Origin of the sequence: Marinobacter bohaiensis (assembly GCF_003258515.1) — a bacterium.
GTDB lineage: Bacteria > Pseudomonadota > Gammaproteobacteria > Pseudomonadales > Oleiphilaceae > Marinobacter_A > Marinobacter_A bohaiensis.
Genome location: NZ_QGEH01000006.1, coordinates 58,994 through 79,178 on the forward strand (window position 1 = coordinate 58,994; position 20,185 = coordinate 79,178).

Consider the following 20,185-nt stretch of genomic DNA (forward strand, 5'->3'; position numbering starts at 1 on the left):
TAGTACGTACTCAAATTCTTGAGCAATTTTTAGCGAGACTACGGAAATAACAAAGCGGCGTGAAAAGAATAAAAAAGAATAAGATCAATCCGGTAACGCAAACGGTTTCACGTCACTCCGGAATACGGCCCGAGCAGCCTCGGCCGGGCCAGCCCTACCCGGCTAGAGGCCTGATAATGAACGAATCCAGACGTCGTGCCGGGCCAGGTTCCCCGGCAGGCGCGCAATGGCCGCGCGCGCTTCTTCACGACTGGGGAACCGTCCGTAAATCACAACATACCACGGTTTACCCTGCCGTGTAGAGCGTGTATAGACGAGCTCGGTCACGTCCGGGTGCTGGTTGAGGAAATCGATGGCCGTGGCCTCTTCGAAGCCGGCAATGAACTGCGCGGTCACGCCGGATTCCGTTCTGAGCGGCGCGACATCCCGGAAGCGCTGCGGCAGGTCCGGCTGGAAAGCGGGTGCCTCTTCCGCCGGTTGTGACAAATCGTTCGACTGAGCCCCGTCCACTGGCGGCGCCTCAGCCGGCCGGGACGCTTCCGGTGTAACGGCATCCTCTTCTTCCGCGTCAGGGCCCGAAGGTCCTTGCGTCGGCACGGTTTCCGACAACGTTTCCGATGGCTCACCGACGGCTGCCTCGTCATCGGCGGCTCCCGGAGCTGCACCCGACAGCGCATTCGCATCTTCGGCAACGCCCGTTGCCACCCCCTCAGACGACACCGCAGATTCGTCCACCGGCGTCGCCCTCTGGACATCGTCGTCAGACTCAACCGGAACCGGGGTCGCGGACTCCCCATCCGCGCCCGCATCGGCGGCGGGCGTGCCTGAAGCCTCCGGCGAGACTGACGGAGCCTCCGGATTCCCACGTGCCATCGTCCCCGCAGCTCCGGACTCAGCGACGCCGGCATCGGCCGGGTGATCGGCGGCCTCCGCCCACTCTTCCGCGCCCGGCCCCAGTCGTACCGTCTTCCGTTCCGCCGGCGGCTCCGATGCCGTCTCCTGGGACGCCACGGTTGCATCATACTGCCAGGACACCACCAGCCATGACACGCCCAACAAGACGACGAGGGCCAGAGGGATCAGCAACGATCGGACGCTGAACGACCGGCGACGCGCCACTGCAGCGGGTTGATGCCCCGCCATGTCGAGCCAGACCGCAGGCGCCGTTCGCCTGAGCCGGCCAAAACTGCCCTGGCTCAGTTCGTGCAATTTCTTGAGACGGGCGCCGCTGAGCAAGTCGGACGTATCGCCACCGGCTTTTTGCAACCGGGGGCGCAAATAGTCGGCCAACTCGTCCCGGTTCAGGGGCCGCAGGCGCAAGGGGTGGACATACGATTCAAGGCCCGACACCTCGACCAGATCGGTCACCAGGGATTCAGCCCCCGCCAGAACCGGCACCGCTCCCTGACTCCGATCACCACGGCAATAGGCCGTCAGCAGGAGTTGAAGCAGCGCGGTCGGCATGTGATCGGCGTCGTCAATCAGCAGGACTATCCGGCGCCCCTTGGATGTGGCGGTTTCGCTCCAGCGGAAGAAGCCCAAAATAGCGTCGCGAGGCGAGCGCCCTGCCCCCAACCCGTGATGCGCGATACGCAGCAATCGATCACACAGGGCCTGCTCGCTGTGGCAATCGGCGACCTCCAGACGCTGGAAGTCCAGCCGCTCCGACTCGCCACGAACCAGCTCGGCCAGCAACCGGGTCTTGCCGGACCCGCGCGCTCCGGTCACCACCAGGGCCATGTCGCCGAAGGCCGACAGGTGCCGCAGCGTTTCAAGAGTATGTTGGCGCTGAGCACCGGGAAAGAAGGGGTGTTCCATAGCCAGGGGATCCTGCCCCAGGCCATAGCGCTCCTGCAGCTTTTGAAACAGACTGCCGGGGTCGCTGGTAAGCCTATCGTCGATCATGCGTCACTTCATCCGTGACCGGCGTCATCGGCCGGGTCAATGACAGTATGCAGAGAGGGTTTCTTCCAGCAGCGGGAACGGAAAATCCGATGTCACAACGGCCTCTCCCATGGCCTCGAGCAACACCAGGCGCAACGCGCCATCGACATTCTTCTTGTCCACCGCCATCAATCGCAGAAAATCATCGGGCGTCATTCCCGCCGGCGGCTCGAGCGGCAAACCGGCGCGATCAAGCAGCAGCTGGATACGGGCCACGTCCGTCTCGGACAAATGACCGCAACGCCGGGAAAGATCTGCCGCCATAAGCATGCCGGTACCCACCGCTTCGCCATGCAACCAGGTACCATAGCCGGTAAAGGTTTCGATGGCGTGACCGAAGGTATGCCCGAGGTTGAGAATGGCCCGAAGCCCTCCTTCGCGCTCATCCACCGCTACCACGTCCGCCTTGCAGGCACAGGACCGATAGATCGCGTCCACCATCGCCACCGGTTCCAGCGCCCGAAGGTCATCCACCCGCTGCTCCAGCCAGGCCAGGAACTCCGGCTCACGGATCAGGCCATACTTGATCACCTCGGCCAGCCCGGCAGGCAGTTCCCGGGGCGGCAGGGTTTTCAGGCTATCGGTATCGATCAGTACCACTTCCGGCTGATGGAAGGCGCCAATCATGTTCTTGCCCAGGGGATGGTTGATGCCGGTCTTGCCTCCAACCGACGAGTCCACCTGGGACAGCAGCGTTGTGGGAATCTGTATAAACGGCACACCGCGCTGGTAACAGGCCGCGGCAAAACCGGTCATATCCCCGATCACCCCGCCTCCCAGAGCGACCAGCGTGGTCTTGCGGGTATGGCGCTTTTCCAGCAGGGCGTCGAATATACGGTTGAGGATTTCCCAGTTCTTGAACTTTTCACCGTCGGGCAGGATCACGTGATCGACCGACTTCCCCGGGAAGTTGGCCACAGCCTGCTCCAGATAAAGCGGCGCCACCGCCTCATTGGTCACGATCAGGACCTGCTCGCCAACAACGTAGTCGCTCAGGTCTTCGCGGCCGATCAGGCCCTGGCCGATGATGATCGGATAGCTGCGCTCACCCAACGCCACCGTGAGCCGACGGGTCAAATCAGACATTGTGCTGCCCTTCCTTCCTCAACTGACGCTTTTTGCGCGGTACGCGCGGTTTGATGCGGTTCAAAAGCTGGCGCACCACCAGACGCGGGCTCTTGCGATCGGTCATCATGACCACATCCGCCAGGCGGGAGTAGATCGGATCCCGCGTACGGAACAATGCCTGCAGGACGCCGCGCGGATCTTCCTGCTGCAACAGGGGACGATTGCGGTCGCGACGGGTGCGCTCGTATTGCTGGTCTACGGAGGTTTTCAGGTAAACCACGACGGCGTCCCGGCACAGGTGGCCGTGGTTCTCGTCAAGCATCACGGCACCGCCTCCCGTCGCAATGACCGCGCCGTGTTCGTGCGACAGCTCTTCCAGGATGCCGGTCTCGCGTTTGCGGAAACCGCTCTCGCCTTCAACGTCGAAGATCCAGGGGATATTGGCACCGCATCGTTCTTCGATCAGACGATCGGAATCGATAAAGCGGTATCCGAGCTCCCTGGCCAGTAGTCGGCCGATCGTGCTTTTCCCCGCACCCATCGGACCGACGAGAACAATACGATCTGGCAACGACATAGTTCCACTCAATTCGGTACAGGGCGCTGAGCATAGCACAGGCGACTGAGTACAGATAACTCAAGCGCCACGGGCTCCCACAAAACGCTCAGGCACAAAAAAGCCGCCCCATCGGGACGGCTCTCGGATCAACCCGGGCGATCAGTCGATCAGGTCGCCCTTGAGGATCTTCGGTGTAATGAACACCAGCAGTTCGCTGCGCTCGTCCACCGTATTGGTGTTGCGGAACAGCGCGCCCAGGTAGGGAATATCACCCAGGAACGGCGTCTTGGTGATAGTCACCGACTGCTCAGACTGGAAGATACCGCCCAGCACAACTGTTTCGCCATTGCGCACCAGCAACTGCGTGGCCACTTCGTTGGTGTTGATGGCCGGACCGGCTGTGGTTTCTTCGCCGCGGGAGTCCTGGTTGACCTGCAGATCCATGATGATCTTGTCGTCCGGCGTGATCTGCGGCGTCACCTCCAGAGACAGTACCGCTTCCTTGAAGGAGACGGACGTAGCACCGCTGGAAGACGCCTCTTCGTACGGGATTTCCTCACCAGACAGGATCTTGGCGGTCTGGCGATCGGCCGTCACGACCTTGGGCTGGGACACGATCTCGGCCTTGCCGTCGCTGGCGTAGGCTGACAGCTCCAGGTCGACCATGAAGTCGGTACCCACGTAGCCAAACGCGATGGAGGACGCGTTGGAATCGGAAACACCCAGATTTACGTTCAGGTCGTTATTGGCCAGATCCAGTGCGCCGCCTCCGGTAATGCCGGACAGGCCACTTCCAGAGCCGCCCACAACCGCGTTGTTGTCGCCGCCATTGGCGTCACCACGACCGCTGAAGCCCCACTCAACACCGAACTCTTCCGCCAGGTTGGTCTGGGCCCGTACAATCCGCGCCTCGATCAGCACCTGACGCACCGGCACATCCCAGGTGGAGATCAGTCGACGGATCTGCTCCAGCTTCTCGCTGGTTTCCCGCACGCTGATGGTGTTGGTACGTGCATCGGAAGACACAAAGCCACGATCGGAAATCAGTTCGTCGTCCGCCTGGATCAGCGCCACGATGTCCGCGGCCTTGGCGTAGTTCACCTGGATGATATCCAGACGCACCGGGGCCAGCTCGGCAATCTGCTTGGAGGTTTCCAGTTCGAGACGCTCGCGGGCGGCAATTTCATCGGCCGGCGCAACCAGCAGGACGTTGCCGATCTGACGCTTGTCCAGACCCTTGGTCTTGAGAATCAGATCCAGCGCCTGATCCCAGGGCACATTTTGGAGACGCAGGGTGATGCTGCCGCTCACCGTATCACTGGCCACCAGGTTGAGGCCGGTGAAGTCCGCGATCAGCTGCAGGACGGAGCGCACTTCGATGTCCTGGAAGTTCAGGGACAGCTTTTCACCGGTGTACGGGAATTTATCCTCGCGGCGGCTCTCCGCCTCTTCCTCGGTCAGGGGCTCCACCTCGACGGTGAACTCGCTGCCGGCCTGGTAGGCCAGGTAGTCGTAGTTGCCTTCCGGGCGGATCTCGATCACCGCGTTGTCGCCCTGCATGAAGGTATCCACGCGGGTGACCGGCGTGGCGAAGTCAGTAACGTCCAGACGACGGCGCAGGGCTTCGGGCACATTGGCACCGTCCATGACCAGACGGATACGGCCGCCGCTCTCGGACAGGTCCACCGGCACCTTGGGGTTGCTCAGTGACACCACGACACGACCTTCGCCATCGGCTCCGCGACGGAAGTCGACGTTGGAGATCGCATCGCCCTTGATCGCGCGCGATGATGATGAAGACGCGCTGGACGTCGAGGCCGCCGCGGTCGCTGCAGAGGCGGCGCTGCCGGAGCCCGACTCGCCACCGATCTTCATGACAATCGCGTCGCCTTCAACGTCGGTGCTGTAGGGAACCAGTTCCACCAGGTTGAAGATCAGGCGCGTTCGATCCTTGGTTTCAACCACCGTCATGCTCTGCGCGTTGCCGCTGCCCAGCGAGAGACTACGCGATTCCAGCGCGCTGCTGGCCCCTTTCAGGTCTATCGCGATCCGCGCCGGACGCTCGATGGTGTAACCCGTCGGCTGGGGCGGTGTGCCATCGAATTTCAGCACCACTTCCGTCCCCTCTCCGGGCAGGGAAGTGAACTCGACATCATTCAGGCTGACGGCATGGGCCAACCCGGACGCCATGCCGAGCGCTGCCATGCCGAACATCATTACAATTTTTCTGAACATCGTTAGCCTCGACCCCAACCTGTTTTGCTTACAACCTGTTCTTTGTTTGTTCATTCTGCCGCTCCTTAGCCCTCATCCAGCGATAGGGTTCGGGGACGCTCTACCCAACCGCCACGGCCGTTGGGAACAATTTCCACAAGCTCTAGGCGCGTCTCATTGACGCCGATGACGCGACCGTAGTTCTGTCCCATGTGATTTCCCTTGTGAACCCGATGGATACCACCCGTGTTGTCCTTGATCAGCGCGTACAACCCACCGTTACCGCCGTCGGCCCGCTTGAGCGTGCCCACCATGTTCAGATCGGTCAGCTGGAAGCTCTCGAGAACCTCCTTGGGCCGATCCAGGTCCGGCTCGATGTTGCTCTGCGGCTGATCATCCACCATGGTCAGCTGCACTTCGATCGGCACCTCGAAAGGCGCACGACGATCCGATGCCGAATAGGTAAACGCTTCGTATGCCTTGAATTCCGGCAACGGTTCGACGTGGCCCCGCGGCTTTGCACGAGCCTCAGCCATGAACTGGTCCAGATCGGAAAAGCCGCTGCTCTGCGAACAGGCCGAGAGTAACGACGCCATACAGACACAGGTCCAGGCTTTCCATGCATGCTGTTTCATCATGCTCACTCCCCAGCCCGGTAACGGTAGGTACGGGCCTGAACCTGCATGTTCAGCAGATCCCCCTCACCACCTGTCGGTTTGATCGTAAAGTCGTGCAGGGTCACGATACGAGGCAGCCCTGCAATGCTGCTGACGAACGACGCCAGCTCGTGATAGGTCCCGCGAACCTGGATATTGATCGGCAGCTCGATGTAGAAATCGCGCTGCTGCTCCGGCTGCAGTTTGATCTCCTGGAGCTCGAGACCACTGCCCCGCGCCGTGTTGGTAATATCTTCGAGCAAACCCGGCACTTCGGTGTCGCTGGGCAGCTGTTTAACGAGCGCGCCGAAGGTTTCCTCCATTTCCGCCATCTGTTTCTTGAACACCGGCAGATTGGCCACCTTGTAGGCCTTTTGCTCGTAATCACCTTTGAGCTCGACCTCCTGTTTCTCCACCCGATCCAACTGGGCGTACTGATCCTTGATGAAGAACCAGTAGCCGCCGCCGAGAATCAGGCCGAACAGCAGCAGGGCCACAATAATCTTCACCGGCATCGGCCAGATGCCGGCGTTGTTGACATCCAGATCGTTGATGTCGAATTCGTTCAGGCTTTTCAGTGAGTCCGCGAGGCTCATTACTTATCCTCCTCCTCGGGCTCCGGCGTCTTCTGCTGGACCGACAGGTTAAACTGGCTGTACCCGGCACGACGGCTGTCGGCCGCTGACACGTTGGTCAGGTTGGGATTGGCAAACCACTCGGACTCGTCGAATTGACGCATCAGGCTGGAAATCCGGCTGTTGGATTCCGCCATACCGACGATGGCAACGGTGTCCCCGGCTTTCTTGAGATCCGTATAGAACAACCCATCCGGCAGCGTCTTGACCAGCTCGTCGAAGACCCGAACGATCACCGGGCGCTTGCCCTGCAGATCCTGGATGACCTTCATGCGGGCGATCAGCTCGTCGCGCTGGCGACGCAGATTCTCGATTTCCTTGATCTGGGAATCCAGCTCCTTGGTGGCATTCTTGATGTAGGCGTTACGCGATTCCTGGTAGTTGATCTGGTTATCGACCTGAGTCTTCCACAGGAATCCAAGGCCCGCCGCTACGATCACGGCACCCACCAGCATCACCACAAATTGCTGCTGCTTCTCCGCCCGTAGTTCTTCCCGCCAGGGTCTGAGGTTAATCTTCGCCATCAGTCAAAACTCCTCATCGCCAGACCACAGGCAATCATCAACGACGGCGCGTCATTGCTCAGAGCCGATGCGTTTACCCGGGACCCCACGGCCATATCGGCGAAGGGGTTGGCCACCAGCGTGGCGGTCGCGGTCTTTTCCTCGACCATTTCAGTCAGCCCCTGGATAGACGCGGTACCACCGGCAAGGACGACATAGTCCACGGCGTTGTACTGGCTTGCGCCGAAGAAGAACTGGAGCGCCCGCGCGACCTGCTGGACGACAGCCTCGCGGAACGGCGAGAGGACTTCGGACTCATAGTCATCCGGCAGGCCGCCCTGTTTCTTGGCCAAGCCGGCCTCTTCCAGGGACAGACCGTAGCGGCGCTGGATTTCCTCGGTGAGCTGCTTGCCACCGAAGATCTGTTCGCGGGTGTAGACCGTCTTGCCATCGGCCAGCACGCTCAGGGTGGTCATGGTCGCACCCACGTCGACAATGGCGACAACCAGCTCTTCACCCTGGGCGTCCAACTGCGACTCGATGAGCGTGTAGGCCCGCTCGAGGGAGTAGGCTTCCACGTCCACGACCTTGGCGGACAGTCCGGCAATGGACAGCGCATCCTCGCGGATGTCGACGTTCTCCTTGCGGCAGGCCGCAAGCAGGACGTCCACCTGATCGGGGTTGGTTTCGGAAGGCCCCTGGACCTCAAAGTCGATAGCGACTTCATCGAGGGGATAGGGAACGTACTGATCCGCTTCCAGTGCGATCTGGTCTTCCATTTCAAACTCGTTCAGGCCGCCGGTCATCTGGATCACCTTGGTGATCACCGCCGAACCCGATACGGCCACTGCTGCCTGCTTGCCCCCGGTCCGGGCCTTGCTCACCACTTTCCTTATGGCGTCGCCGACAGCTTCCACATCCGTGATATTTTTTTCGACAACAGCATTGGCAGGCAGCGGTTCAACCGCATAGCTTTCTACCTTATACCGCTCGCCACTCAGTCTGGAGAGCTCCAGAAGCTTGACCGAGCTAGAACTGATGTCGATGCCCAGTACGGCACTGGACTTCTTACCGAACAATCCGAACACGCGCTCACCCTATACCTGGTTTAATGCACCCGGTTACGTATTTTTTATTCAGAGAGAATTTGTTTTGCTTTGCGTCTACAATGCTCTTTCTTCGTGATTAGAAGAAAGGCATGTTGAACTTTGAGGATGCCTTATCCTTCTAAAGCAATTTCTCAGATGATAGACCTATATCCTACAGTTGTCAGAAAAAATGTCCCGAATGATCCGCTTTACTCGCGTCACCACATGGCTGTTTTTACTGGGTCTTTCCATAGGCGCCATGCTGCTTTCCAGCTTCTACCTTTATTTGAGGCCGGGATTACCGTCTGTGGACCAGTTGGTCGACATCCGACTCCAGACACCGCTTCGGGTCTATTCAAGCGACCACAGATTAATAGCAGAATTCGGTGAAAAGAGAAGGGCCCCGATCACAATCGAACAGATCCCTAAAACTCAGTTACATGCCTTCCTGGCGGCCGAAGATTCGCGATTCTACGAGCACGCCGGAGTCGACATCAAAGGCCTGGTGCGGGCTGCCGTGGAACTGGTGACCACCGGATCGATCCGTTCGGGGGGCAGTACCATCACGATGCAGGTTGCAAAAAATTACTTTTTGACACGTGATCGGACGTTTATTCGAAAGTTCAATGAGATATTGCTTGCCCTTCAGATAGAACGTGAACTTTCCAAACAGCAGATCCTGGAACTGTATCTGAACAAGATATATCTCGGGAATCGGGCATACGGCATCCAGGCCGCCTCCAACGTGTATTACGGCAAGCCGGTCGATCAGTTGGAAGTGGCACAGATGGCCATGCTGGCCGGTCTGCCCAAGGCGCCCTCCGCCTACAATCCGCTGGCCAATCCGGAACGCGCCCTGATCCGGCGCAACTGGATCCTCCAGCGCATGCACGAACTGGGCTTCATCTCCGATACGGAGTACAGTCAGGCCACCGACACCCCTGTGACCGCCAGCTACCATGGCGCTGAAACCGAACTCAAAGCCGACTACGTGGCCGAGATGGCGCGCTCGGAGATGGTCCGCCGCTTCGGCGATGACGCCTACACCGATGGCTACAAGGTTTACCTGACCATCGACAGCGACAAGCAGGCCGCCGCCAGCAATGCCCTGCAGGCCGGCCTGGAAAGCTTCGACCACCGCCACGGCTATCGTGGCCCGCTTGGCACCGCCGACGAGGACACGCTGGAGAGTGGCGAGTTCGACAAACTCCTGGGCAACTACCCATCCTACGATGCCCTGCAGCCGGTAGTGGTCACCGCCCTGGATGATGATTCCGCAACAGTCTACGCTCAGTCGCTGGGGCAGACGGACATGCCGTTCGACACCATGACCTGGGCCCGCGAGTACCGCAATCAGGACCGACGCGGTCCGGCACCGAAGAAACCCGCCGACGTCCTCAAGGTGGGCGACATCGTCTACGCCAAGACCATCAACCCAGCACCGTCCGGCGACAGCGACGCCAACCCATCAGGCGATGACGGCGAGACCTCCGCGCCGCCCACTCCGAAAGTAGCCCTGTCGCAGCTGCCCGACGTCCAGGGCGCGCTGATTTCCCTGGACGCCCAGAACGGAGGCATTCTGGCCCTGTCCGGCGGTTACAGCTACCAGGAGTCCAAGTACAACCGGGCCATCCAGGCGCGCCGCCAGCCCGGCTCCAACTTCAAGCCGTTCCTGTACCTGGCCGCCCTGGAGAAAGGCAAGACCGCCGCGACGGTCATCAATGACGCGCCCATCGTCCTCAACGACACCAACATGGACACCTCCTGGCGCCCGGAAAACTCCGGCAGCCGCTTTGCAGGCCCCACGCGCCTGCGCAAGGCGCTGTACCAGTCGCGCAACCTGGTCTCGATCCGTCTGCTGCGCTCGATCGGCATCGACTACACCATCGACTACCTCAACCAGTTGAAATTCGACACGTCCAACCTGCCCCACGACCTGACCCTGGCGCTGGGCAGCGGGACCTTCTCGCCCATGGACGTCGCCCGCGGATTCGCGGTCATCGCCAACGGCGGCTATGACGTTGCCCCCTACCTGATCGACCGGATCGAAGACAGCCGGGGCCACATCGTCTACGCCGCACCCAGCGTCATCCAGTGTGACGACAACTGCGCCGAGATCGCCGACCAGTCGCCCACGCCGGAAGTAGGTTTTCCCGCCATACGCACCGCACCGCGCCTGGCTGACCAGCGGGCGGTGTACATCATGCATTCGATCCTGCGCGACGTTATCAAACGCGGCACCGGCCGGCGCGCCCTGGCCCTGAACCGGGACGACATCGCTGGCAAGACCGGCACCACCAACGAGCAGCGCGACGCCTGGTTCTCCGGCTTCAACCACCGCATCGCGACCACCGCCTACGTCGGTTTCGACACGCCGGAACCCATGGGGCGCGGTGAATACGGCGCCGTCGCCGCCCTGCCCGTGTGGCTCGACTACATGAAAGTCGCGCTCAAGGACACACCATCGGAGTTCATGCCCCGCCCGAACGGCATCGTGACGGTCAAGATTGATCCGGAAACCGGTGAACGCGCCGCGCCAGGCAACACGAACGCGGTATTCGAACTGTTCCGGGAAGAGAACGTCCCCGAGCAGCAGGCCAGCGAAACCATTCGCAACGACGCCAACGGCGATACGGTCCTGCCCCAGGAGCTGTTCTGACTTAGGGAAGCGAAACTCCGGGCATAAAAAAACCCGCCAGCGATCTGGCGGGTTTTTTGTGGCTACCGGCAGCCTTACTTGATGTCGTCCAGAGACTTCAGCGGGTAATGGGCCGGGTAGGCGTGACGCGCCACACCCGAGTCTACCGCTGCCTGGGCTACCGCCGCCGGAACGAACTCCAGCAGACGCACATCCATCGGCTTGGGAATGATGTACTCCTTGCCGAACTCGAAGCTGTCCACGCCGTAAGCCTCGCAGATCTCCGCCGGCACCGGCTCCTTGGCCAGTTTCTGGATGGCATGAACCGCCGCCACCTTCATTTCCTCGTTGATGGCGGTGGCACGAACGTCCAGCGCGCCCCGGAAAATGAACGGGAAGCCAAGCACATTGTTGACCTGGTTCGGGTAGTCCGAGCGGCCGGTGGCCATGATCAGGTCATCACGGGTCGCCAGGGCGACTTCCGGGCTGATCTCGGGATCCGGGTTGGAACAGGCAAACACGATCGGGTTGGGCGCCATCTTCTTGAGCTGCTCGGCGCTGAGCAGATCCGGACCGGAGACACCCAGAAACACGTCGGCGCCATCGATAGCGTCATCCAGGGTGCGTCTGTCGGTCTCGTTGGCGAACATCGCCTTGTACTGGTTGAGGTCGTCGCGACCGGCGTGGATGACACCTTTGCGGTCCAGCATGAAGATATTCTCGGAACGGATGCCGCAGCTGATCAGCAGCTTCATGCAGGCAATGGCCGCCGCACCGGCGCCCAGGCAGACCACCTTGGCCTCTTCCGGCGTCTTGCCCTGCAGCTCCAGCGCATTGAGCATGCCGGCGGCGGTGACGATCGCGGTGCCGTGCTGGTCGTCGTGGAAGATCGGCACGTTGCACTGCTCTTTCAGGGCACGCTCAATCTCGAAGCATTCCGGCGCCTTGATGTCTTCCAGGTTGATGCCACCAAAGGTATCCGCGATGCGGGCAACGGTTTCGATGAACGCTTGCGGGCTCTCGGAATCCACCTCGATATCGAACACGTCGATGCCGGCAAAACGCTTGAACAGGACGCCCTTGCCTTCCATGACCGGCTTGCTCGCCAGAGGCCCGAGGTTGCCCAGCCCCAGAATGGCGGAACCGTCGGAGATGACCGCCACCAGGTTGCCCTTGGCGGTGTACTTGTAGGCGTTCTCGGGGTCCTTCGCAATCTCGCGAACCGGCTCAGCCACGCCCGGGCTGTAGGCCAGGGAGAGATCGCGGGATGTCCGGGTCGGCTTGGTGATTTCGACGCTCAGCTTACCGGGGCGCGGGTTGGCGTGATAATCGAGGGCCGCTGTTTTCAGATCTTGAGACATTGCCACTGTTCCGTTTGTCACGTTTAAAAGAGTGGAGATACGTTATTGCCGTCGAAGACGTAACCTGCTTTATAAGGTTTTTTCCATTATACCGCCGCATCGCACGGCAGAAACTTCGACTTTATTCTCGCTTTATTTTAGCCCCGCCAGCGCTGACGGGAGCGCGACATTATGGCTCGCCTACCCAGAGCAAACAAGGGCTCCTGAACAATTACTGAACAGCTCGAAGTCGCTTGAATAGCGTGGAACAAAAAAACAGCCAGGCACAAAAAAAGGCGCCCGAAGGCGCCTTTTTCGCAGTGACCGACCACCCTGAGGAGACCGGCTGCAATGAACGGATCAGCTGCCTTTCTTGATACGGCCGCCGAAACGCTTCTGGAAACGGTCGATACGACCCGCGGTGTCCATCACCTTCTGCTTACCGGTGAAGAACGGGTGACACTGGGAGCAAACGTCCAGCTGCATGTCACGACCGATGGTGGAACGGGTCTTGATGACATTACCGCAGCTGCAGGTCGCGGTGATGTCTTCGTACTTGGGGTGGATACCTTCTCTCATGAGAAAAACCTCGCTAGGTCATGCCGCCACCTGATCTTTTGCCAGGCACCGCATTGTAAAGTAAACGCCTTGACAGGAGGGCTCCTGCCAAAATCAGACGGCGAACTATAGCAGAACTGCACCGTTTCGCAATAGATGAGGCTGTAGCAAGCTTCCCCTATACTGCGCCACTGATCCCCGAATTCAGGACCAACTGCATGGAGTCTCTGTGAGCCAAACGGCACGCATTGCGCTGTCGCGCCCCCTGCGCCGGCTATTCGACTATCTTGTCCCGGACGGCATGACCGTAACCCCCGGACAACGGGTCCGGGTACCCTTCGGGCGTCAGAGCCTGGTCGGCATTGTCGTGGAAACCGGCGTCGAACCGCCGGCCCATATTGCGCTGAAGCCGATAGCGCAGGTCCTGGAAGACTGGCCCGTCCTGCCGGAGGAAACCCGCCAGTTGCTGGAATGGGCCGCCGCCTACTACCAGCATCCACTGGGTGAGTGCCTGTTCATGGGCCTGCCACCGGCGTTGCGCCGCGGCCGGCCGGCCGAGATTCCCCAGGGAAAAGCCTGGCAAGCGCCTCCTTCGGCGGATGCCGGCGACCTGCCGACCCAGGCCCGGCGGCAGAAGGAACTGCTGGAATGGCTGCGGCACCAACCCACATCGGCCAGTGAACGCAGCATCCGCGACGCTGGCTTTACCAGCGCCCAGATCAAGGGGCTCGCCGAACGCGGGCTGATCGAAGCGGCCTCCCCCGGCACACAGCGTACGGACGACGGGAACCTGGACACGCTGCCGGACCTGACGCCAGCGCAACAGACCGCCTTCGACCAACTGCCCCGTGCCGGCGACGGCTTCAACGCCACCCTGCTCTACGGCATCACGGGCAGCGGCAAGACCGAACTCTATCTTCATTATTTACAGGCGTACCTGCCGAAAGACCGCCAGGCGCTGGTGCTGGTACCGGAAATCAACCTGACACCGCAGACCGTGCGCCGTTTCACCCGCTACTTCGGCGCACGCATCGCGGTCTGGCACTCGGCCCTGAACGACGGCGAGCGTCTGAAAACCTGGCTGCGCATCCGCCGCGGCGAGCCGGTCATCGTCATCGGCACACGCTCCGCGGTGACGCTGCCCTTTACAGATCTGGGCGCCGTCGTCGTCGACGAGGAACACGACACCTCGTTCAAACAGGGCGAAGGCTTTCGCTATTCGGGCCGGGACCTGGCGGTGCTGCGGGCCCACCGCAACGACTGCCCGGTGATCCTCGGCTCGGCCACGCCTTCGATCGAGAGCTACCACAACGCCCAGTCCGGCAAATACCGACTGGTCAAGCTCGAGGAACGGGTCGGCGACGCCCGACCTCCGGCCATGCGACTGCTCGACATCCGCAGCCGCCCGCTGGAGGGCGGCCTGTCGCCCCGAGCGCTGCAGACTATCGGCGAACGGATCGAACGCGGCGAGCAGGTGCTGGTGTACGTGAACCGGCGCGGCTTCGCCCCGGTCATGATGTGCTTTGATTGCGGCCACCTCAGCGAATGCCCACGCTGCGACTCCAAGCTCACCTATCATCGCCGCGACCGCGCCCTGCGCTGCCACCACTGCGATTTCCAGACCGCCGCGCCCGACACCTGCCCGGAATGCCAAAGCGAGGCCTACAAGCCCATCGGCCAGGGCACCGAGCGCACCGAGGACGTGCTACAGGCCAGCTTCCCGGACACCCCGGTGATTCGCGTCGACCGGGACAGCACCCGCACCCGGGGCAGCATCGACCGCATCCTCGAAACCGTGAACAGCGGCGAGCCCTGCATCCTGGTGGGCACCCAGATGCTGGCCAAGGGGCACGATTTCCCCAACGTCTCCCTGGTGGTGGTGGTCAACGCCGACGGCGGGCTCTTCAGCGTCGACTTCCGCGCCCCGGAGCAGTTGGTCCAGACCCTGTTGCAGGTGAGCGGGCGCGCCGGGCGCGGGCGCATTCCCGGCTCCGTCCTGATCCAGACCTGCCACAGCGAGCACCCGCTGCTGAACCAGTTGTGCGGCGGCGACTACCTCGCCATGGCGGACCACATCCTGGCCGAGCGGGCCAGCGTGCAGATGCCCCCCTACCGCGCCATGGCCCTGCTGCGGGCCGAGGCGCCCACCATGGAGCAGAGCCTGGCGCTGCTCGACAACGCCAAGGCGCGACTACCGGCCGACACCCTGGAGGTCTGGGGGCCACTGCCGGCCGTCATCGCCCGCCGCGCCGACCGCCACCGGGCCCAACTGATCCTGCTCAGCGAGCGCAAGGCGCCCCTGCAACAGGCCCTGTCGCAACTGTGCATGACGCTGGAGGCCGAGAAACAACCGGCATCGCTCAAGTGGCAGGTGGACGTGGACCCGCTGGAAACCGGGTAACGGTATGCCGCATTGAGAAAGGGGGGGCTTTCCGCGATAATACGCGATCCCCGAAAAGTCGGGCGCGTGCGCCCATCAATGCTCCGATCCGACAGAGTCATCTGCCAGCATGAAAGATACGGTAACCCAGCTACTCGAAGCCGCCATTTCGGCGCTCCAGGCCGACGGCATTCTGCCCGAGGACCAGACCTTTACGCCCAATGTCGACAACACCCGCGACAAGGCCCACGGTGACTTCGCCACCAACGTCGCCCTGGCCACCGCAAAGGCCGCTGGAAAACCGCCGCGACAGCTGGCGGAAGCCCTGATCGAGCGCCTGCCGGAAAGCGCCGCCGTCACCAAGGTGGACATCGCCGGGCCCGGGTTCATCAACTTCTTCATGAGTGACGCCAGCAGCTTCGACGTGGTACGCACCATCATCGAGGCCGGCGCGCAGTATGGTCGCAACGACAGTGGCCAGGGCGAATCGGTGCAGATCGAGTTCGTCTCCGCCAACCCAACCGGGCCGCTACACGTGGGCCACGGCCGTGGTGCCGCCATTGGCGACTGCCTGGCGCGGCTGCTGGAGGCCAACGGCTATAACGTCTCCCGCGAGTTCTACTACAACGACGCCGGCGCCCAGATCGACAACCTGGCGCTGTCCGTCCAGGCCCGCACCAAGGGCATGACGCCGGAAGACGACGGCTGGCCCGCCGACGGTTACCGCGGTGATTACATCGTCGACGTGGCCAAGGCCTACCTGGCCGGCGATACCGTCACCGCCGACGACCGCGAAGTCACCGCCAAGGCGGACGCCGACGACCTGGACGCCATCAAGGCGTTCGCCGTCGCCTACCTGCGCCACGAGCAGGACCTGGACCTGAAAGCCTTCGGCGTGGCTTTCGACGTCTTCTTCCTGGAATCCTCCCTGTACACGGAAGGCAAGGTCGAGGCGACGGTCAAGGCGCTGACCGACAACGGTTTCACCTACGAGCAGGACGGCGCCACCTGGCTGCGCACCACCGAGTTCGGCGACGACAAGGACCGGGTGATGCGCAAGTCCGAGGGTGGCTACACCTACTTCCTGCCGGACGTGGCCTATCACCTGGACAAATGGCAGCGCGGCTTCACCACCGTGATCAACGAACAGGGCGCCGACCACCACTCCACCGTGACCCGGGTGCGGGCCGGCCTGCAGGCCCTGCAGAAAGGGATCCCCGAAGGCTGGCCGGACTATGTGCTGCACCAGATGGTGCTGGTCACCCGCTCCGGCGTTGAAGTGAAACTGTCCAAGCGCGCCGGCAGCTACGTCACCCTGCGCGACCTGATCGACGAAGTGGGCCGTGATGCCACCCGTTTCTTCCTGGCCGCGCGGCGCGTCGATTCGCAATTGACCTTCGATATCGACCTGGCGCGCTCCCAGACCAATGAAAACCCGGTCTACTACATCCAGTATGCCCATGCGCGGATCTGCAGCGTGCTGCGCAAACTGGCCGCCGAAGGCGTCACGCCGGACCCGCTGGCCCTGGCCGGCAACCTGGACGGGCTCACCCTGGAGGAAGAGCGCGACCTGGCCAACCGCCTGGCCCAGTATCCGGAGTTGATCGCCAACGCCGCCGTGCAGCGTGAGCCGCATCACCTGACGCACTACCTGCGCGACCTGGCCGGCCAGTTCCACACCTACTACAACGCGCACAAGGTTCTGGTGGAAGACACCGCGATTCGCGACGCCCGCGTGGCCCTGTGCCTGGCGGTCAAGCAGGTTCTGGTCAACGGCCTGGACCTGATCGGTGTCAGCGCCCCGGAAGAGATGTAACCGCAGAGCAGACTGAGCGCGAGGCCCATCGATGTCCCGTGATTACGCCAAGAAGTCCCGCTCCGGCGGGGCGGCGACGTCCACCCCCAGCAGCGGCAAAAAGGCCAAACCCGCCAAGCGGGCCCCGGCCAAGCGCAAGAGCGCACCGCCCAAGCAGTCCGGCGGCCTGTCCCTGCGCTGGATTCTGTCCCTGGCGCTGGTGGGCGGCTTCATCGGCTTTATCGCCTACCTGAACTCGCTGCCAACGCCGGCTCAGCAGGCCGCGCAGAGTGAAGCGGCCCAACCCGCCCCGAAACCGGCCCAGCCGGAATCGGCCAAGCCCGGGAGCGGCACAACGGAGCAGAAGCAGTCATTCGAGTTCTACGAAATGCTGCCGGAATCCGAAGTGGTGCCGCCCAAGGTGGAAGCCTACGATCCCGGCCCCGCCCCGGCTGAGCGCAAATACCGCTATCTGGTCCAGACCGGCTCTTTCCGTGGCGAGAAAGACGCCGAACGCCAACGCGCCCAGATCGCCTTCCAGGGCCTGCACGCCAGCATCGAAGAAGTGCACCTGGACAGCGGCAGCATCTGGTACCGGGTGAACGTCGGCCCCTTCGAGAACCGCAGCAAGATGAACAGCGCCGTCGACAAGCTCGTCAGCATCAACATCGAGCCCCTGGTGCGCAAAGTCCCGAAAGAAGGCTGACCAGCCGACACCGTGCCGGGCAACCCCGGCACGGCTTTTCCGCCCTCTCCCCGCCTCCGCTCGCATTGCCAAAATGTCACCCGGGCCCGATCGGGCCAAACCCTTGAAATCGGCGCCTTCACTGCCATATCTAAGACAATCTGATTTCCCCAACGAGCTCACCCGTATTTGGAGCAGGTATGACAACGATTCTTTCCGTTCGCCGTGGTGATGAAGTTGCCATGGGCGGCGATGGCCAGGTTTCCCTCGGCAACACCGTCATGAAGGGCAATGCCCGGAAGGTCCGGCGCCTGTACAACAACAAGGTGCTGGCCGGTTTTGCCGGCGGTACGGCGGATGCCTTTACCCTGTTCGAACGCTTCGAGGCGCAGCTGGAAAAACACCAGGGCAACCTGACCCGGGCGGCGGTGGAACTGGCCAAGGACTGGCGCACGGACCGGGCACTGCGACGACTCGAAGCCCTGCTCGCCGTGGCCGACGAAACCGCCTCGCTGATCATCACCGGCAATGGCGACGTGATCGAACCGGAACAAGGCCTGATCGCCATCGGCAGCGGGGGCCCGTTTGCCCAGTCCGCAGCCCGGGCCTTGCTGGAAAATACCGAACTGAACGCCGAAGACATCGTGGAGAAGGGCCTGGATATCGCGGCCGACATCTGCATCTACACCAACCACAACCGCACCCTCGAAGTGCTGTCCGGCAAAGACTGATTGGAGTTCCCATGTCTGGAATGACCCCACGCGAAATCGTACACGAACTCAACAAACACATTGTCGGCCAGGAAGAGGCCAAGCGGGCCGTCGCCGTGGCCCTGCGCAACCGCTGGCGCCGCATGCAGCTGGAACCGGCCCTGCGTGACGAAATCACGCCCAAGAACATCCTGATGATCGGTCCCACCGGTGTGGGCAAGACCGAAATCGCCCGCCGCCTGGCCAAGCTGGCCGACGCGCCGTTCATCAAGGTGGAAGCCACCAAGTTCACCGAAGTGGGCTATGTGGGCCGCGACGTGGAATCCATCGTTCGCGACCTGGCGGACATGGCGGTCAAAATGCTGCGCGAGAAAGAGATCAAGCGTAACGAGCACCGCGCCATGGACGCCGCCGAGGAGCGCATCCTCGACGCCCTGCTGCCGCCGGCTCGCAGTTTCGAGGAGAACAGCCAGCGCTCTGAAGACTCTTCCACCCGCCAGCTGTTCCGCAAGAAGCTGCGCGAAGGCCAGTTGGACGACAAAGAGATCGAAATCGAGCTGCAGAACAGCGGCGCGGGCGTGGAAATCATGGCGCCTCCGGGTATGGAGGAGATGACCAACCAGTTGCAGAACATGTTTTCCAACATGTCCAAGGACCGCAAGAAGACCCGCAAGATCAAGGTCGCCGATGCACTGGTCCGGGTCCGCGAGGAAGAAGCGGCCAAGCTGGTGAACGAGGAAGAGATCAAGCAGAAAGCCATCGAAGTGGTCGAGCAGAACGGCATCGTCTTCGTCGACGAGATTGACAAGGTGGCCAAGCGCTCGGAAACCGGTTCCGCGGACGTGTCCCGCGAGGGCGTGCAGCGCGACCTGCTGCCGCTGATCGAGGGCAGCACCGTGAGCACCAAGTTCGGCATGGTGCGCACCGACCACATCCTGTTCATCGCCTCCGGCGCCTTCCACCTGTCCAAACCGTCGGACCTGATCCCGGAGCTGCAGGGCCGCCTGCCCATCCGCGTGGAGCTGCAGGCCCTGACGCCGGAAGACTTCAAGCGCATCCTGACCGAACCGGATGCCTCCCTGGTGCAGCAGTACGAGGCCCTGATGGAAACAGAAGGCCTCAAGCTGAACTTCACCGAAGACGCCATCGAGCGCCTGGCCCAGGTCTCCTGGAAGGTCAACGAGAGCACCGAGAACATCGGCGCCCGCCGTCTGCACACCGTACTGGAGCGCCTGCTGGAAAGCGTTTCCTTCGATGCCGGCGACGGCGTGACCGGCGACTTTGAGGTGACCGCCGCCTACGTGGACGAAAAGCTCGGCGACCTGTCCGAAGACGAAGACCTGAGCCGCTATATCCTGTAACGGCCTCGCCGGGGCGAGACGTCAGTCGCGCCCCGGCCCTTTCACGGGCCA

General features: G+C 62.0%; 16 protein-coding genes. 6 read left to right on the plus strand and 10 right to left on the minus strand.

Annotation, left to right across the window (positions count from 1 at the left end):
- Window positions 1-162: 162 nt before the first annotated feature.
- The 8 genes from DKK67_RS19545 to DKK67_RS19580 form a co-directional block, all read right to left on the minus strand.
- Window positions 163-1,905 carry an AAA family ATPase gene (locus DKK67_RS19545; protein ID WP_111498212.1) on the minus strand — a complete coding sequence of 581 codons (1,743 nt, stop codon included), beginning with the start codon at window positions 1,903-1,905 and terminating at the stop codon, window positions 163-165.
- Between the two features lie 36 nt (window positions 1,906-1,941).
- Entirely contained in the window at window positions 1,942-3,030 is a 1,089-nt protein-coding gene (gene aroB / locus DKK67_RS19550) for a 3-dehydroquinate synthase (protein WP_111498213.1), read from the minus strand.
- A complete protein-coding gene (aroK, locus tag DKK67_RS19555) occupies window positions 3,023-3,589 on the minus strand; it encodes a shikimate kinase AroK (protein ID WP_111498214.1) in 567 nt (188 codons plus the stop codon). Before aroK ends, aroB begins: the two co-directional genes overlap by 8 nt.
- 141 nt (window positions 3,590-3,730) lie before the next feature.
- Window positions 3,731-5,806 carry a type IV pilus secretin PilQ gene (gene pilQ, locus DKK67_RS19560; protein WP_111498215.1) on the minus strand — a complete coding sequence of 692 codons (2,076 nt, stop codon included), beginning with the start codon at window positions 5,804-5,806 and terminating at the stop codon, window positions 3,731-3,733.
- 65 nt (window positions 5,807-5,871) lie between these two features.
- Entirely contained in the window at window positions 5,872-6,423 is a 552-nt protein-coding gene (locus tag DKK67_RS19565) for a pilus assembly protein PilP (RefSeq protein ID WP_111498216.1), read from the minus strand.
- 2 nt (window positions 6,424-6,425) lie between these two features.
- Window positions 6,426-7,037 (minus strand): type IV pilus inner membrane component PilO, encoded by a 612-nt coding sequence (locus DKK67_RS19570; protein ID WP_111498217.1) that lies wholly within the window; start codon window positions 7,035-7,037, stop codon window positions 6,426-6,428.
- Entirely contained in the window at window positions 7,037-7,600 is a 564-nt protein-coding gene (locus tag DKK67_RS19575; RefSeq protein WP_111498218.1) for a PilN domain-containing protein, read from the minus strand. Before DKK67_RS19575 ends, DKK67_RS19570 begins: the two co-directional genes overlap by 1 nt.
- Window positions 7,600-8,667, minus strand: a complete 1,068-nt coding sequence (locus DKK67_RS19580; RefSeq protein ID WP_111498219.1) for a pilus assembly protein PilM — start codon at window positions 8,665-8,667, stop codon at window positions 7,600-7,602. Before DKK67_RS19580 ends, DKK67_RS19575 begins: the two co-directional genes overlap by 1 nt.
- A gap of 199 nt (window positions 8,668-8,866) precedes the next feature.
- Here DKK67_RS19580 and DKK67_RS19585 point away from each other — a divergent pair, with 199 nt between their 5' ends.
- The gene (locus tag DKK67_RS19585) at window positions 8,867-11,326 is read left to right on the plus strand and encodes a penicillin-binding protein 1A (protein ID WP_456085480.1); all 2,460 of its coding nucleotides are present in this window, start codon (window positions 8,867-8,869) and stop codon (window positions 11,324-11,326) included.
- Between the two features lie 74 nt (window positions 11,327-11,400).
- Here the strand turns inward: DKK67_RS19585 and DKK67_RS19590 are convergent, their stop codons facing one another.
- Both DKK67_RS19590 and rpmE read right to left on the minus strand, forming a co-directional pair.
- Window positions 11,401-12,666 (minus strand): malic enzyme-like NAD(P)-binding protein, encoded by a 1,266-nt coding sequence (locus tag DKK67_RS19590; RefSeq protein ID WP_111498221.1) that lies wholly within the window; start codon window positions 12,664-12,666, stop codon window positions 11,401-11,403.
- A 339-nt stretch (window positions 12,667-13,005) separates the two neighbouring features.
- Window positions 13,006-13,224 carry a 50S ribosomal protein L31 gene (gene rpmE / locus DKK67_RS19595; RefSeq protein WP_111498222.1) on the minus strand — a complete coding sequence of 73 codons (219 nt, stop codon included), beginning with the start codon at window positions 13,222-13,224 and terminating at the stop codon, window positions 13,006-13,008.
- A 208-nt stretch (window positions 13,225-13,432) separates the two neighbouring features.
- On the opposite strand from rpmE, the gene DKK67_RS19600 reads away from it, so the two are divergent.
- The 5 genes from DKK67_RS19600 (at window position 13,433) to hslU (ending at window position 20,134) form a co-directional block, all read left to right on the plus strand.
- Window positions 13,433-15,604, plus strand: a complete 2,172-nt coding sequence (locus DKK67_RS19600; protein WP_111498223.1) for a primosomal protein N' — start codon at window positions 13,433-13,435, stop codon at window positions 15,602-15,604.
- A gap of 109 nt (window positions 15,605-15,713) precedes the next feature.
- A complete protein-coding gene (argS, locus tag DKK67_RS19605) occupies window positions 15,714-17,399 on the plus strand; it encodes an arginine--tRNA ligase (RefSeq protein WP_111498224.1) in 1,686 nt (561 codons plus the stop codon).
- Window positions 17,400-17,430: 31 nt separating this feature from the next.
- Window positions 17,431-18,084, plus strand: a complete 654-nt coding sequence (locus DKK67_RS19610; protein WP_111498225.1) for an SPOR domain-containing protein — start codon at window positions 17,431-17,433, stop codon at window positions 18,082-18,084.
- Between the two features lie 179 nt (window positions 18,085-18,263).
- Window positions 18,264-18,794 (plus strand): ATP-dependent protease subunit HslV, encoded by a 531-nt coding sequence (gene hslV, locus DKK67_RS19615; protein ID WP_111498226.1) that lies wholly within the window; start codon window positions 18,264-18,266, stop codon window positions 18,792-18,794.
- An 11-nt stretch (window positions 18,795-18,805) separates the two neighbouring features.
- A complete protein-coding gene (gene hslU / locus DKK67_RS19620) occupies window positions 18,806-20,134 on the plus strand; it encodes an ATP-dependent protease ATPase subunit HslU (RefSeq protein WP_111498227.1) in 1,329 nt (442 codons plus the stop codon).
- Window positions 20,135-20,185 lie beyond the last annotated feature (51 nt).

Excerpts from the sequence above, each read along its gene's own strand:
- DKK67_RS19545 (WP_111498212.1), bottom strand. The coding sequence starts at position 1,905 with ATGATCGACGATAGGCTTACCAGCGACCCCGGCAGTCTGTTTCAAAAG.
- aroB (WP_111498213.1), bottom strand. The coding sequence starts at position 3,030 with ATGTCTGATTTGACCCGTCGGCTCACGGTGGCGTTGGGTGAGCGCAGC.
- aroK (WP_111498214.1), bottom strand. The coding sequence starts at position 3,589 with ATGTCGTTGCCAGATCGTATTGTTCTCGTCGGTCCGATGGGTGCGGGG.
- pilQ (WP_111498215.1), bottom strand. The coding sequence starts at position 5,806 with ATGTTCAGAAAAATTGTAATGATGTTCGGCATGGCAGCGCTCGGCATG.
- DKK67_RS19565 (WP_111498216.1), bottom strand. The coding sequence starts at position 6,423 with ATGATGAAACAGCATGCATGGAAAGCCTGGACCTGTGTCTGTATGGCG.
- DKK67_RS19570 (WP_111498217.1), bottom strand. The coding sequence starts at position 7,037 with ATGAGCCTCGCGGACTCACTGAAAAGCCTGAACGAATTCGACATCAAC.
- DKK67_RS19575 (WP_111498218.1), bottom strand. The coding sequence starts at position 7,600 with ATGGCGAAGATTAACCTCAGACCCTGGCGGGAAGAACTACGGGCGGAG.
- DKK67_RS19585 (WP_456085480.1), top strand. The coding sequence starts at position 8,867 with ATGATCCGCTTTACTCGCGTCACCACATGGCTGTTTTTACTGGGTCTT.
- DKK67_RS19590 (WP_111498221.1), bottom strand. The coding sequence starts at position 12,666 with ATGTCTCAAGATCTGAAAACAGCGGCCCTCGATTATCACGCCAACCCG.
- rpmE (WP_111498222.1), bottom strand. The coding sequence starts at position 13,224 with ATGAGAGAAGGTATCCACCCCAAGTACGAAGACATCACCGCGACCTGC.
- argS (WP_111498224.1), top strand. The coding sequence starts at position 15,714 with ATGAAAGATACGGTAACCCAGCTACTCGAAGCCGCCATTTCGGCGCTC.
- DKK67_RS19610 (WP_111498225.1), top strand. The coding sequence starts at position 17,431 with ATGTCCCGTGATTACGCCAAGAAGTCCCGCTCCGGCGGGGCGGCGACG.
- hslV (WP_111498226.1), top strand. The coding sequence starts at position 18,264 with ATGACAACGATTCTTTCCGTTCGCCGTGGTGATGAAGTTGCCATGGGC.
- hslU (WP_111498227.1), top strand. The coding sequence starts at position 18,806 with ATGTCTGGAATGACCCCACGCGAAATCGTACACGAACTCAACAAACAC.